A 13,542-nucleotide genomic window follows, 5' to 3' on the forward strand; every position below is an offset into this window, starting at 1 on the left:
GTTCGAGCGTGCCTGCGCCGCCGAGGCCGTCGGCGGGGGCGAGCGGGGACGCGGACTCGTCGTCCACCTCGAGCCAGTCCGCGCGGGACTTCTTCCTGCGCTTGTCGTGCAGCCGGGCGAACTGGATGGCCGCCTCGACCAGGATGCACACGGCCACCGCGAGCGCGAGCATGGAGAACGGGTCCTGGCCGGGTGAGGCGACGGCGGCGAACACGAAGATGCCCATGATGATGCCGCGACGCGACCGGGCCAGCGTCTCGTAGCTCACGACACCGGCCACGTTGAGCATGGCGATGAGCAGCGGGATCTCGAAGCTCACGCCGAAGATGAGGATGAGCTGGATGAGGAACGTGAAGTACTGCGAGCCGGACAGGGCCGTGGTCTGGACGTTGTCGCCGATCGAGAGCAGGAACTCCAACGCGTGGACGATCACGACGTACGCCAGGACCGCGCCGCCGATGAACAGGACGGCGGCCAGGATCGTGAAGACGATGCCGTAGCGCTTCTCGTTCTTGTGCAGGCCGGGCGTGATGAACGCCCACAGCTGGTACAGCCAGATCGGGCTGGCCAGGACGATGCCGGCGGTGGCGGCGACCTTGAGGCGGAGCATGAACTGCTCGAACGGCCCCGTGGCGAGAAGGCGGCACTCGTCGCCGGCGTCGCCCAGCTGGAGGCGGGCGCCGGGCGGGATGTCGCAGTAGGGGCCGGTGAGGATGCCGCCGAGCGACGGCACGCCCAGGACCCCGGTGCCGTACCACCAGAAGCCGAACCCGAGGGTCACCACGATCGCCGCCACCGAGATGAGCAGGCGGGTCCGCAGCTCGTAGATGTGCTCGATGAGCGGCATGGTGCCGTCGGGGTTACGCGGCCTGTGGCGTCGCTTGGACAGCAGGCGACCGGCGCCGCCCTGACGGGTGGCGCCGGTGTCCGTGGTCCCGGTCTGTGTCATGGACGAGGCGGCCTACTGCCCCTGCTGGCCCTGGCCGCCGTGGTACGGGGCGGTGGGGTCGGTGAACTGCTGCTGACCCTGCTGGGGGGCCGGCTGCTGGTACGGCTGCTGCGGAGCCTGCGGGTACCCCTGGGCCGGGGGCTGTCCCTGCTGCTGCCCCTGCGCCTGGTACTGCTGCGAAGGCTGCGCCTGGTACTGCTGCGGAGCCTGCGACTGGTACTGGTTCGCCTGTGGCTGCGCGTACTGGGCGGGGTTCGGCTGACCCTGGGTGAGCGCCTGCGGCTCCTGGTCCTCGGCCGGCTTGTCGTCGTTCTGCATCTCCTTGATCTCGGACTTGAAGATGCGCATAGACCGTCCGAGGCCGCGGGCGGCGTCCGGGAGCTTCTTCGAACCGAAGAGCAGGAGCACCACCGCGAGGACGATGAGCCAGTGCCAGATGCTCAACGCACCCATGTCAACCTCCGTTTGTCTGACAACGTTTCCATGCTAGCGCACCCGCCGCCGGCGACGACACCTCGCAGACCCGGGAAACCCCCCGTGACCTCGTCGTTCACCGGGAATTCACGCGCTGGTCGCCAGAGTCGTCGCCCGTCTCGTAGACGGCCAGGCCCTCAGCGGCACGGCGGGCGACCTCGGCGGCGAGCCCGGGGTCCGCGGGACGCACGACGTCGGCGTGCCCGAGCAGGAAGCGGAGCAGCCACGCACGGTCGTGATAGGCGATCTCGACGTCCAGATCGCCGTCGGGGCGGCGGACCACCGTGTGGAAGCGGAACTCGTCGAGGAACCACGCCGCGGCCGCCGGGACACGGGCGGCCTCCAGGCGGACGTCCCCCTCGCCGTCGTCCTGTGGCTCCGGGCCGAGCGCGCGGCGCGGTCCCACCTCCTCCACCCCGCTCATCCGATCCGTGCGGAAGGTCCGCCACTGCCCGGACGAGCGGTCCACGCCGTGGAGGTAGGAGTGACCGTCGGCGACGGACAGGCGGGCCGGGTCCACGACGCGTGTGGTGGAGGTGTCGGAGCTGGCCGAGTGGTAGACGAAGCGCAGCGCCCGGCCGTCGTGCACCGCGGTCCGCACCACGTCCGCGTCGGAGTCCGCCGACTCGCGGCGCGCGTCGGCGGCGGTGACGCGGGCGTCGGAGCCGGTGGCCGCGCGCAGCGTCGTGAGCAGGTCGCGCAGCGCGGTCTGGTCGATCACCTCGGGCTGGCCGAGGAAGACGGCCAGACCGGTCTCCAGGGTGACCGCCTCGGCGGCGGTGAGGCGCACGGGGCGGTCGATGCCGGCGGTGAACGTCACCTCGACCATCTCGGCGTCGTCGAGGTCCTCCGAGGAGAAGGCCAGGTCGATGAGATCACCGGGGCCGTAGCCGGGCAGGCCGCAGGACCACAGCTGCCACAGGGCGTCGCGGAGCTGCTTCTCGCTCATGCCGAGGTCGCGGGCGGCGTCGGCCACGCGGACCGGACCGCGGGTGTGGAAGTACGGGACCACGCTGAGCAGCGTCGCGAGCGGGACGGTGCGGGGACTCATCGGACGGCCTCCTCGGCGGCGCTGAGGATCGACACGACGCGCACCCGCAGCTCCGCCGGCTCCAGGGCGACGGCGTCGGGACCCTGGGCGGCCACCAGCGCGGACAACTCGCCCAGCGGCGCGGCGAGGCCGAGGTCGGCGCCCGACCTGCCGAAGCGCTGTGCGGGCGTGGCGGAGCGGGCCATCGCGCGCAGCTCGGCGGCGCGCCCGTCGGCCACCCACACGGTGGCCTCGAGCAGCGGGTTGAGGCGGGAGACGGCGTCGTCGAGCAGCGCCAGGACCTGCTCGGTGGGCGGCATTGGGACGGTCCGGGTCGCGCGCGTCGCCTTGACGTCGGAGATGCGGACGAGCCGGAAGGTGCGGGGCTCGCCGCGGTCGAGGTCGTGGCCGACGAGGTACCAGTGCCCGTGGCGGGAACCGGTCCACCACGGCTCCACCCGCCGGGTCGTCGGATCGGAGGCGCCGGCCGGGGTGTGCGAGAACGTGAGGCCGGTGCCCTCGGCGACCGCCTCGGCCACCAGGGCGGCGGTGGCGAGTTCGGCCGGGTCGGCCACGGAGACGGTGGCGCCGGCGTCGTGGACCGGGTCGATCCCGGCGGCGGTGAGCTTGGCCAGCGCCCCGCCGGCGCGGGCGGCCCGCTCCCCCTCACGCCACACCTCGGCGGCCACGGCGAGCACGCCGGCCTGCTCGGGCGTCAGCGTGATCTCGGGCAGCTCGTACCCGTGGGCGGGGATGCGGTACCCGGCGGGCGAGCCGGGCGCGAGCGACGCGCCCTGTTCGAGCGGCACGCCGACGTCGCGCAGCTCCCGCTTGTCGCGTTCGAACATCCGCAGGAAGGCGTTCTCGGACTCGCAGTCGTCGTAGCCCTGGACCATCCGGCGGATCTCGTCGGCCGAGAGGAAGGCGTTGGTCGACCTCAGGCAGATGACGAGGTTGACCAGGCGTTGCGACTTCGAGGTGGACACTGCTGGAACGCTATCGTCCGAGCGCGGCGATGAGATCGTCGACACGCGGGTCGACCTCGGCGAACGGGTCGGTCAGCGCGACGGTGGGCACGGTGCCGTCGGAGACCTTGAGGTGCACCCAGTCCACGGTGAAGTCGCGTCCGGCCTCCCGTGCGGCGGTGATGAACCGGCCGCGCAGCGCGGCGCGGGTGGTCTCGGGGGCGACGGCGCGGGCGCGTGCGACCGCGGCGTCGTCGACGACGCGCGAGACCATCCCCCGGCGTTCGAGCACGGAGTGCAGCCCCCGCCCGGGCCGGATGTCGTGGTAGGTGAGGTCGATCTGCGCGAGGCGCGGGTGGTCGAGATCGGAACCCGTCTTGGTCTGCACCTGCCGGATGAGACGCAGCTTGGCGGCCCAGTCGACGTCGGCGGCGATCGAGTCGTGGTCCCCGGACTCCACGGCGTCGAGGATGCGCTCCCACAGGGCCACGCAGTGTTCGACGTCGGGGCGGTCGTCGCGCTCCCATCCGCCGGCGTCGAGGTAGCGCCGGACCGCGCCCAGGAACTCGCGCTGGATCTCGAGCGCGGACATGGTGGTGCCGTCGGTGAGGGCGACGGGGCGGGTGCCGGTGAGGTCGCGGCTGATCTCGCGGATCGCGCGCACGGGGTGCGCGACGGCCATCGGCCGCAGCTCGACGCCGGCCTCGATCATCTCCAGCACGAGCCGGGTGCTGGCGACCTTGAGCAGTGTCGAGGTCTCGATCATGTTGGAGTCGCCGACGATCACGTGCATGCGCCGGAACCGCGTCGAGTCGGCGTGCGGCTCGTCGCGGGTGTTGATGAGCGGGCGCGAGCGGGTGGTCGCCGAGGACACGCCGTCCCACATGTGTTCGGCGCGCTGGGAGAAGCAGTACACCGGCTCGGAGGTCTCCCCCAGGCCCACGCCGGCGGGAGTGCCGGTCAGGATCTTGCCGGCGCCGCAGATGAGCTGCCGGCTGACGAGGAACGGCAGCAGGGTGTTGGCGATGCCCCGCACCTGGGTGCTGCGGTCGAGCAGGTAGTTCTCGTGGCATCCGTAGGAGTTGCCCACGGAGTCCGTGTTGTTCTTGAACAGGTAGACGCGGGCGTCGATGCCCTCGTCCGCGAGGGACTGTTCGGCGGCCAGGGCGAGGTCGTCGACGATCCGCTCCCCCGCCCTGTCGTGGGCGACGATCTGTCGCAGCCCGTCGCATTCGGCGGTCGCGTACTCGGGGTGGGAGCCCACGTCGAGGTAGAGGCGTGCGCCGTTGTCGAGGAAGACGTTGGAGCTGCGCCAGCGCTCCACGACGGGGCGGAACAGGTAGCGGGCGATCTCGTCGGCGCCGAGCCCGCGGGCGCCCTCACCGCTGACGCTGGTGATCCCGAACTCGGTCTCGATCCCGACGATGCGACGGATCATGGGGGTCTACTGCCCGCCCTTCTGGACGTAGGACTTCACGAACTCCTCGGCGTTGGTCTCGAGGATGTCGTCGATCTCGTCGAGCAGCGAGTCGGCGGAGGTGGTGTCGGCGGCCTTGACGACCTGCCCGGCCTCGTCGTCGGGGTCGGCGGGGCCGCCGGCGTTCTTCTGGATCTGGGACATGGTGTCTCCTCGTGTGTCTGAGCGGGACGGGGGTGTGCGGGCCGTCAGTACGGGTCGGGCCCGTCGGGCCCGAGGAAGCCGGGATGGGCCTCGCAGTACTCGCGGGACCCCACGTAGGGGTCGGTGAGGTCGACGTGGCGTTCGTGGCCGCGGGAGTCGACGACGACGACGTGGTCCCACCCGGCGGCGCGGATGCGGTCGCCGAGTTCGGCGAGGAAGCGTCCTCTGGCCCAGGCCCGCGTTCGTGCGGGCGGGGTCGTGACCGCGGCCTCGACCTCGTCGTCGGTGACCAGTCGGCGCATGGCGCCCTTGGCGACCAGGCGGTTGTAGAGCCCGCGCTGCGGGTCGATGTCGTGGTACTGGACGTCGATGAGGGCGAGCCGGGCGTGGTCCCAGTCCAGGCCGTCGCGGGTGCGGAAGCCCTCCAGCAGCCGGAGCTTGGCGGGCCAGTCCAGTCGGTCCGCGCACGACATCGGGTTCTCCTCGAGCGCGTCGAGGATCCCGCGCCACTCGTCCAGGACCTCGAGCGCCCAGCCCGGGCGGCCCGTGCCGTCGCCGATGACGCCCGCGACCCGCTCGAGGGTCTCGCGCTGGAGGGCGAGGCCGGTGACGTTCCGGCCGTCGGGCAGGGGCACGGTCGCGCGGAGCGACGGGTCGTGGCTGATGGTGTGGACGGCCTCGACAGGGTCGACGGGCAGCAGGTCGGAGAAGTCGACCCCCGCCTCGATCGCGTCCAGCACGAGGCAGGTGGTGCCGATCTTGAGATAGGTGGCCAGCTCGGACATGTTGGCGTCGCCGATGATGACGTGTAGGCGGCGCCACGTCTCGTCCGGGGCGTGGGGCTCGTCGCGGGTGTTGATGATGCCGCGGCGCAGGGTGGTCTCGAGCCCGGTGAGGACCTCGATGTAGTCGGCACGCTGGGAGAGCTGGTACCCGGCCGTCTCCCCGGACTGGCCGATCCCCACGCGGCCGGCCCCGCTGAACACCTGGCGGGACAGCAGGTGCGGGGCCAGGCTCACGGTGAGCCCGTCGAAGTCGACGTCGCGGCGCACGAGGTAGTTCTCGTGGGCGCCGTAGGAGGCGCCCTTGCCGTCGACGTTGTTCTTGTAGAGCTTGAGCTCGGCGTTGCCCTCGGTGGCCGTCGACTCGACGCCCGCGCGGTGCATGATCACCTCGCCGGCCTTGTCCCAGATCACCGCGTCGCGTGGGGAGTCGACCTCGGGCGCCGAGTACTCGGGGTGGGCGTGGTCGACGTAGAAGCGGGCCCCGTTGGTCAGCACCCGGTTGGTCACCCCGAACTCACTGGGGTCGTAGGCACGGGCCGCGCCGAGGTCGAAGCCGCGGGCGTCGCGCAGGGGTGACTCCGAACCGTAGTCCCAGCGGGCCTCGTCGGCTCCTCCCGCGGTCTCGCCCGGGTCGGTGTAGGCCTTGATCACCTGGGTCGAGGAGACCACCGAGCTGAGCAGCGGCTGCCCGACGGCGACGATGCCGAACTCGATCTCCGTGCCGATGACGCGCCCGCGCGGGTTCACTGCCCGGCTCCCCGGTTGGGGACGGAGACCTCGATGACGCGCTCACCGCGGACACCGGTCAGGCGTGCCCACTCCTGCGGGTTGGACGTGTTGGGCAGGTCCGTGTTCTCGGCGAACTCGGCGTCGACCGCGTCGAGGAAGTCGTCGGTGGTCAGGCCCCGGCCGGTGCCGTGGACGATGTCCTTGATCGCCAGCTTCTTGGCCCGGTCGACGATGTTGCGCAGCATCGCCCCGGAGGTGAGGTCGGCCAGGTACAGCGATGACCGGCGGCCGGAGGCGTAAACGAGGTGCACGTAGGTCGTGGAGGCGTCACGGGTGTAGAGCCGGTCGACGATGCGCTCGATGAGCTCGCGGACGTGGGTCTCACGGTCCGCGTCGCCGATCTCGACCGGGTCGAAGCGCAGGTCCGGGGTGATGTACTTGGCGAGGATGTCCGCCGCCGCGTCCCGGTCGGGCCGGTCGATGCGGATCTTCAGATCCAGGCGGCCTGGCCGGAGGATGGCGGGATCGATCATGTCCTCACGGTTGGAGGCGCCGATCACGATGACGTTGCGCAGGTCCTCCACGCCGTCGATCTCCGCGAGCAGCTGCGGGACGATCGTCGTCTCCATGTCCGAGGACACGCCGGACCCGCGGGTGCGGAAGATCGAGTCCATCTCGTCGAAGAAGACGATCACCGGGTTGCCCTCGGTGGCCTTCTCCCGCGCCCGCTCGAAGATGGACCGGATGTGCCGCTCGGTCTCGCCGACGTACTTGTTGAGCAGCTCGGGGCCCTTGATCGAGAGGAAGTACGAGTTCGGGTACCGGCCGTCGCTGACGTCGTCACCCCGGGCCACCGCGGCCGCACGCGCCAGCGAGTGGGCCACGGCCTTGGCGATGAGGGTCTTGCCGCATCCGGGAGGGCCGTAGAGCAGGACGCCCTTCGGCGGGGCCAGGTGGAACTCTCGGTACAGGTCGTGGTGGACGAACGGCAGCTCGATCGCGTCGCGGATCTGCTCGATCTGCGGCCCCAGACCGCCGATGTCGGAGTACTCGACCGTCGGGATCTCCTCGAGGAGGAGCTCGTCGACCTCCGCCTTGGGCACCACCTCGTAGGCCACGCCGGCCTTGGGATCGACGAGGACGGCGTCGCCGGGGCGGACGGGTGCGGGGTGCTCGGCCGTGCGCGCACCGCGCAGGGCGGCGGCGAGGACCACGATGTGCTCCTCGTCGTTGCCCATGACCACCCGCGCCCGCACGCCGTCGGCGAGCACGTCCCGCAGGACGGCGGTCACGCCGGTGACCGGGAGCTCGCTCGAGACCTCCAGAACGGTCATGGCCTCGTTGAGGCGCACGGTCACGCCCGGGGTCAGGTCCGCGGCGTCCACGCCGGGGGCGATCGCCAGGCGCATGCGGCGACCGGCGGCCATGACCTCGACGGTGTCCGCGCCGGCGGGACGGGTGAGGACCACGCCGTAGGTGCTGGGCGGGGTACCGAGCCGCTCGACCTCGCCCTTGAGGGCCTCGAGCTGGTCGCGTGAGTCCTTGAGCAGTTCCGCTAGACGCACGTTGCGGGCGCCGAGGGCGTCGATCTTGATCGACTTCTCCCGATCCGATCGGGCCCCCTCGTCCACGGCCTTGCGCAGCCGCGCGAGTTCGGCGCGGTCGACCGCCACCCTGTCCTCGCCCTGGCCGGCCGGGGAACGTCCCTCGGTCACGCGATCACCTGCCCTCCTGGTCGTCGACGGGTCACCTCGTCGTCGTCCCCTTCACCCTATCGCCGGGGTGCCACGCGGGTGGGCGCGCGCTCCCTCAGCCCTTACCACTGCGACGCTTGGGCTTGAGGGTCGTCACCCCCTCGGCGAGGCGACGCGCGGTCACCAGGAACGCGGTGTGGCCCTGCATGCGGTGCTCGGGGCGCACGGCCAGGCCCACCACGTGCCACCCGCGGTTGATCGACTCCCACGCTCGGGGCTCGGTCCAGCACTGCTGGCGCCGCAGCGCCTCGACGACGTCCGACAGCTGCGTGGTCGTGGCCACGTAGGCCACCAGCACCCCACCCGGCACCAGGACCTCGCTCACCGTCGGCAGGCACTCCCACGGCGCGAGCATGTCCAGCACCACGCGGTCGACCTGACCGCCCAGCGCCTCGACCGAGGTCTCCGCCAGGTCCGCGACCCGGAGGTCCCAGTTCCCGGGGTGCTCACCGTAGAAGGTGCGGACGTTGCGCTCGGCGTGCTCGGCGTGGTCCTCGCGGATCTCGTAGGAGAACACCCTCCCCTCCGGGCCGACCGCCCGCAGCAGCGAGCACGTCAGGGCCCCCGACCCCGCGCCGGCCTCGAGGACACGGGCACCGGGGAACACGTCGCCCTCGTGGACGATCTGCGCGGCGTCCTTGGGGTAGATCACCTGCGCGCCGCGCGGCATCGACAGCACATAGTCGGTGAGCAGCGGGCGCAGCGCGAGGTACTGCGCGTCCTTGGTCGAGGTGATGATCGAGCCCTCGGGCGCACCGATGAGATCGTCGTGGCGCACCGCGCCGTGGTGGGTGAAGAACTCCGCACCGTCGACCAGCACGACGGTGTACTTGCGCCCCTTGGTGTCGGTGAGCTGGACGCGGTCACCCACGACGAACGGGCCGGATCGCTGCACGGGACCTCCAGAGGACGGGGGGTCGGTTGTCCGACCGGTTGTCTACCCTGCCAGGTGTGACGGATCCCCTCGAAATCGGTGCCATCCCGGCAGCGGGCGACGTACCCCTGCCGGAGCGCAAGCCCCTCGCCCTGTCGGCCTCTCGCGCGTCCGACTACCGGCAGTGCCCGCTGCTGTACCGGCTGCGCGCCGTGGACCGCATCCCGGAGCCCAAGACTCGCGCCCAGGTCCTCGGCACGGTCGTCCACTCCGTGCTCGAGGAGCTGTACGGACTCGAGCAGTCCGAGCGGGCGCCGCAGCGCGCCGCGGACCTCGTCCCCGCCGCCGTCGAGCGCTTCTACGCCGAGGAGGACGGCGCGACGGTGGTCCCGCTGTCCGACCGCGCCGACTTCCAGGCGCAGGTCGCGGCGCTGGTCGCGGCGCTCTACGGCGTCGAGGACCCGCAGCGCTTCTCCCCCGCCTCCTGCGAGCAGTACCTGGTCACCGCCACCGCGGCCGGCACCCCGCTGCACGGCTTCCTCGACCGGGTCGACGTCGCGCCCACCGGGGAGGTCCGGGTGGTCGACTACAAGACGGGTAAACCCCCGCACCCGCGCTTCCAGGACCAGGCGATGTTCCAGATGCGGTTCTACGCCCTGATGTACCAGCGCATCCATGGTGTGCTGCCCGCGCAGCTGAAACTCATCTATCTCAAGAACGGCAGCTGGCTCACCTTCACCCCGGACCACGCGTCGCTCGTCGAGACCGAGGCGTCCCTGGACGCGCTGTGGTCGGAGATCGAGCGGGCCGGGCAGACCGGTGACTTCCGCCCCCGCACGTCCCGCCTGTGCGACTGGTGCAATCATCAGGCGCTGTGCCCGGCGTTCGGCGGCACCCCGCCCGAGTACCCGGGGTGGCCGGGGACCCGCGTGGTCCCCGCCGGCGCACACGATCTGTTGACCGGGCGAGGAGGACCGAGGAGTTCATGATGACGGAGGCCTACTTCGAGCCGCTGGGATCCGACGACGGCTGGGAGGTCTTCCGCGCGACCCCGCACACCGTCAGCGCCTGGGGCCCGGACCTGCAGCACGGAGCGCCGCCCTCGGCCATCCTCACCCGCGCCATGGAGCGCCTCGACGCCGGCGGCGACGCACGCATCGCCCGCGTGGCCGTCGATCTGCTGGGGCCCGTCCCGCTCGGTGAACTGCGGACCCGTGCCCGCGTGGCCCGACCGGGCCGCCGGATCCAGCTGCTCGAGTCGGAGCTCGTCGCCGGCGGACGGACCGTCGCGCGGGCGAGTGCGTGGCGACTCGCCACCGGCGACACCACCCACGTCGAGCAGGCGGCCGAGACGCCGCGCGTACTGCCGGACACCGATCACAACGGCGACTTCTTCACCCGCTGGACCAGCGGCTACATCGACTCGCTCGAGATCCGCGGCGCCGAGGACGGCACCGTCTGGGCCCGGCCCACTCTGCCGCTGGTCGCCGGGGAGGAGCCGACGCCCGTCCAGCACGTGATGTGCGTGGCCGACATCGCCAACGGGGTCGGCGCGGTCCTCGAGCCCGCCGAGTGGCGGTTCCTCAACACCGACCTCGTCACGCACCTGCACCGACCGCCCGTCGGACGCTGGATCGGCGTGGCCGCCCGGGCGTCGATCGGGCCGGACGGGGTCGGCGCGACCTCTGGGACGCTGTTCGACGAGAAGGGCGCGATCGGCGACACCCTGCAGGCGCTTCTCGTCGAGCCGGTCTGAACGCCGCCGGCCGGCCCCGCACACGCAGCGCGGGGCCGGCCGGACCGGTTCTCGGGTACGCCGGGGCGGATCAGCCCATGCGGCAGGAGCGGATGTCGGTGGCGATGATCGCCTTCGCCCCGGCCTCCGCCAACTCGTCCATGATCGCGTTGACCTTCTTCCGGGGGACCATCGAGCGCACCGCCACCCAGGCCGGGTCGGCCATCGGGGACATGGTCGGCGACTCGATCCCCGGCGTGATCGCCGACACGGAGTCGAAGATCTCCTTGGGGCAGTCGTAGTCCAGCATCATGTACTGCTGGGCGAAGACGACGCCCTGGAGCCGGGCCCGCATCCGCGCCACCGCCGGGGACGACACGGCGTCGGTGCGACCGATGAGCACTCCCGCCGAGTCGCACAGGACGTCTCCGAACGCCTCGAGGTCGTGCACCTTGAGCGTGCGACCCGATCCGACGACGTCGGCGATGCAGTCGGCCACCCCGAGCTGGATCGAGATCTCCACCGCCCCGTCGAGCCGGATCACCTCGGCCTCGATCCCGCGTTCGCGCAGATCGCGTCGGACGATGTTGGGATAGGAGGTGGCGATCCGGGCGCCGGCGAGACGCTCGGTGGTCCACCCGGCACCGGCCGGGCCGGCGTAGCGGAACGTGGAGTGGCCGAAGCCCAGGTCGAGCAGTTCATCGACCTCGGCCATCGAGTCGGCGGCCAGGTCGCGGCCGGTGATCCCCAGTTCGAGGCGGCCCGACCCGACGTAGACGGCGATGTCCTTGGGGCGGAGGAAGAAGAACTCGACGTCGTTCTCACGGTCGATGAGCGAGAGGTCCTTGCTCCCCTCGGGGCGGCGGCGGTAACCGGCCTCGGAGAGCATCTCGGAGGCGGATTCGGACAGGGCGCCCTTGTTGGGCACTGCGACGCGCAGCATGATGGCGGCTCCGGAGGTTCGGTGCGTGCGGGTGGTGGGCGGGGCGGCGCCTACAGATGTCGGTAGACGTCCTCGAGGGTCAGTCCGCGCTTGAGCATCATGACCTGGGTCCAGTACATGAGCTGGGAGATCTCCTCCGCCAACTCCTCGTCCGACTGGTACTCGGCCGCGATCCAGACCTCTCCGGCCTCCTCGATGACCTTCTTGCCCAGATGGTGGACGCCCTTGTCGAACGCGGCGACGGTGCCGGACCCCTCGGGGCGCGCGGTGATGCGCTCGGAGAGCTCGGCGAACAGGGAGTCGAAGGTCTTCACGCGGCCTATTGTCCCACAGCCGCGCCCACGGGTGACCCCGAGGTGAGCGCGTGGAGCCCCGCGACGTCGACCCCCTCGAGCGTCGAGTGCGTGTGGGCCCCGGCGACGTCGGGCTGACCGTCGGTGGACGGGATGTAGAGGACGCGGCACCCGGCCGCGACCGCCGCCGTGGCCCCGGTGACCGAGTCCTCGACCGCGACCGCCGACCCGGGCTCGACGCCCAGCTCAGCGCAGGCGAGCAGGTACGGGTCCGGCGCTGGTTTACCCTCGGCCACCATGCAGCCGGTCACGACCACATCGAACCGGGACCGGTCGATGAACTCAAGGGGCACCACGGCGACGTCGGCGGTCGTGTTGGTCACCAGGGCGACCGGGATCCCGGTCGCGGCGATGTCGGCCAGCAGTTCCTCGGCGCCCGGGCGCCACCGCATGTCCGTCCGCATGAGCTCCGTGACCCGGGAGTTGAGGCGGTGCGCGAGCCGGTCGAACTCCTCCCCCTCGATCCGGCGTCCGGTGTATTCGCCGAGGATCTCGAAGAACCCGTGCAGGGAGTTGCCCAGTGTCCGCTCGCGGGTCGCTTCGTCCAACGGCCGCCCCATGTGCTCGGCGAGTTCGAAGACGGCGATGTCCCACAGTCGTTCGGTGTCGACGAGGGTGCCGTCCATGTCGAGACACACGGCGGCCGGGAGCTGGGCGGGAGAGGTGCTGGTCACGGCCTACTGTCTACCCGAACCGGGTGAACCGGGGGTGACGCGCGGCAGCCCGGCGGAGGCCCCGACCGATGGTGCCGCGGGGCAGCCCGCCGGCCGGCCCCGCTCTCGTCAGCAGTCCTGCGGCGGGACGATGAACCGTTCCGTGTGCGTCGCGGAGGCGAACGGCGCCACCGAGCCGGGTGCCGCCGTGGGCAGGGCGGATCTGCTGGCGGTGATGGTGACCGCGACCCAGCCCCGACCGGTGTGCGTGGCACCGATCCCCACCTCGGGTCCTGTGGACTGCACGGTCTGCGTCCCCCGAGCGTCGGTGTCCAGGTTGTGCCACTCGACCGTCGCCGAGTTGAACGGGAAGAGGGTCGCGGAGAAGTCGAAGGATCCGATCGGCTGGTCGAGATCCCTCGCGTTGGCGGCGATCGCCTGGTGGAATCTGTCATCGCCACCCCGCAGGCAGCTCGGGAAGACGCCGAAGCGGATCGTGTGCTCGCCACCCAACGGGTAGGGCATGCGGACGTCCCACGCGGGTGAGTCGTGCCACACCTGAGCGGAGGCCGCCGGGGCGGCGGCGACGGCCGCTCCCCCGGCGAGGACGACACCCGCCACTGCGAGGGCCGCGGATCTGCGGATGCTGGGCATGACGGTCTCCTTCAGCCGGATGA

At 71.5% G+C, this 13,542-nt stretch carries 15 protein-coding genes; 2 read left to right on the forward strand and 13 right to left on the reverse strand.

Translation table 11 applies throughout. From position 1 onward, the window contains the following. The 9 genes from tatC to KHA85_RS00045 form a co-directional block, all read right to left on the reverse strand. Window positions 1-847, reverse strand: an 847-nt coding sequence (gene tatC, locus KHA85_RS00005; protein ID WP_236884926.1) for a twin-arginine translocase subunit TatC, incomplete at its 3' end; no start/stop codon positions are given. Window positions 848-961: 114 nt separating this feature from the next. Beyond that, window positions 962-1,402: a Sec-independent protein translocase subunit TatA gene (tatA, locus tag KHA85_RS00010; RefSeq protein WP_213184359.1), complete on the reverse strand. Its 441-nt coding sequence runs from the start codon at window positions 1,400-1,402 to the stop codon at window positions 962-964. 97 nt (window positions 1,403-1,499) lie between these two features. Further along, entirely contained in the window at window positions 1,500-2,474 is a 975-nt protein-coding gene (locus KHA85_RS00015) for a helix-turn-helix transcriptional regulator (protein ID WP_213184360.1), read from the reverse strand. Beyond that, window positions 2,471-3,439, reverse strand: coding sequence for a helix-turn-helix transcriptional regulator (locus KHA85_RS00020; protein ID WP_007629286.1), 969 nt, complete (start codon window positions 3,437-3,439; stop codon window positions 2,471-2,473). The genes KHA85_RS00015 and KHA85_RS00020 overlap by 4 nt, the downstream gene beginning before the upstream one ends. 10 nt (window positions 3,440-3,449) lie before the next feature. Further along, window positions 3,450-4,856, reverse strand: a complete 1,407-nt coding sequence (pafA, locus tag KHA85_RS00025; RefSeq protein WP_213184361.1) for a Pup--protein ligase — start codon at window positions 4,854-4,856, stop codon at window positions 3,450-3,452. Between the two features lie 6 nt (window positions 4,857-4,862). Further along, entirely contained in the window at window positions 4,863-5,039 is a 177-nt protein-coding gene (locus KHA85_RS00030) for a ubiquitin-like protein Pup (RefSeq protein WP_007629282.1), read from the reverse strand. 44 nt (window positions 5,040-5,083) lie between these two features. Then, window positions 5,084-6,571 (reverse strand): depupylase/deamidase Dop, encoded by a 1,488-nt coding sequence (dop, locus tag KHA85_RS00035; protein WP_213184362.1) that lies wholly within the window; start codon window positions 6,569-6,571, stop codon window positions 5,084-5,086. Beyond that, entirely contained in the window at window positions 6,568-8,268 is a 1,701-nt protein-coding gene (gene arc / locus KHA85_RS00040; RefSeq protein WP_213184363.1) for a proteasome ATPase, read from the reverse strand. The genes dop and arc overlap by 4 nt, the downstream gene beginning before the upstream one ends. A 94-nt stretch (window positions 8,269-8,362) precedes the next feature. Beyond that, window positions 8,363-9,202, reverse strand: coding sequence for a tRNA (adenine-N1)-methyltransferase (locus KHA85_RS00045; RefSeq protein ID WP_213184364.1), 840 nt, complete (start codon window positions 9,200-9,202; stop codon window positions 8,363-8,365). Between the two features lie 56 nt (window positions 9,203-9,258). On the opposite strand from KHA85_RS00045, the gene KHA85_RS00050 reads away from it, so the two are divergent. Then, window positions 9,259-10,170, forward strand: coding sequence for a RecB family exonuclease (locus KHA85_RS00050; RefSeq protein ID WP_213184365.1), 912 nt, complete (start codon window positions 9,259-9,261; stop codon window positions 10,168-10,170). Beyond that, entirely contained in the window at window positions 10,170-10,937 is a 768-nt protein-coding gene (locus KHA85_RS00055) for a thioesterase family protein (protein WP_007629273.1), read from the forward strand. Before KHA85_RS00050 ends, KHA85_RS00055 begins: the two co-directional genes overlap by 1 nt. Window positions 10,938-11,007: 70 nt before the next feature. Here KHA85_RS00055 and hisG read toward each other — a convergent pair whose 3' ends face one another. From hisG to KHA85_RS00075, 4 genes are all read right to left on the reverse strand, one after another. Then, window positions 11,008-11,859, reverse strand: coding sequence for an ATP phosphoribosyltransferase (gene hisG / locus KHA85_RS00060; RefSeq protein ID WP_213184366.1), 852 nt, complete (start codon window positions 11,857-11,859; stop codon window positions 11,008-11,010). Between the two features lie 50 nt (window positions 11,860-11,909). Continuing rightward, window positions 11,910-12,173, reverse strand: coding sequence for a phosphoribosyl-ATP diphosphatase (locus KHA85_RS00065; protein WP_007629271.1), 264 nt, complete (start codon window positions 12,171-12,173; stop codon window positions 11,910-11,912). A gap of 5 nt (window positions 12,174-12,178) precedes the next feature. After that, window positions 12,179-12,886, reverse strand: a complete 708-nt coding sequence (locus KHA85_RS00070) for an HAD family hydrolase (RefSeq protein ID WP_007629270.1) — start codon at window positions 12,884-12,886, stop codon at window positions 12,179-12,181. Window positions 12,887-12,994: 108 nt separating this feature from the next. Continuing rightward, entirely contained in the window at window positions 12,995-13,519 is a 525-nt protein-coding gene (locus KHA85_RS00075; protein WP_050797152.1) for a hypothetical protein, read from the reverse strand. Between the last annotated feature and the right edge of the window lie 23 nt (window positions 13,520-13,542).

The organism is Dietzia massiliensis, from assembly GCF_018390595.1.
Lineage (GTDB): Bacteria > Actinomycetota > Actinomycetes > Mycobacteriales > Mycobacteriaceae > Dietzia > Dietzia massiliensis.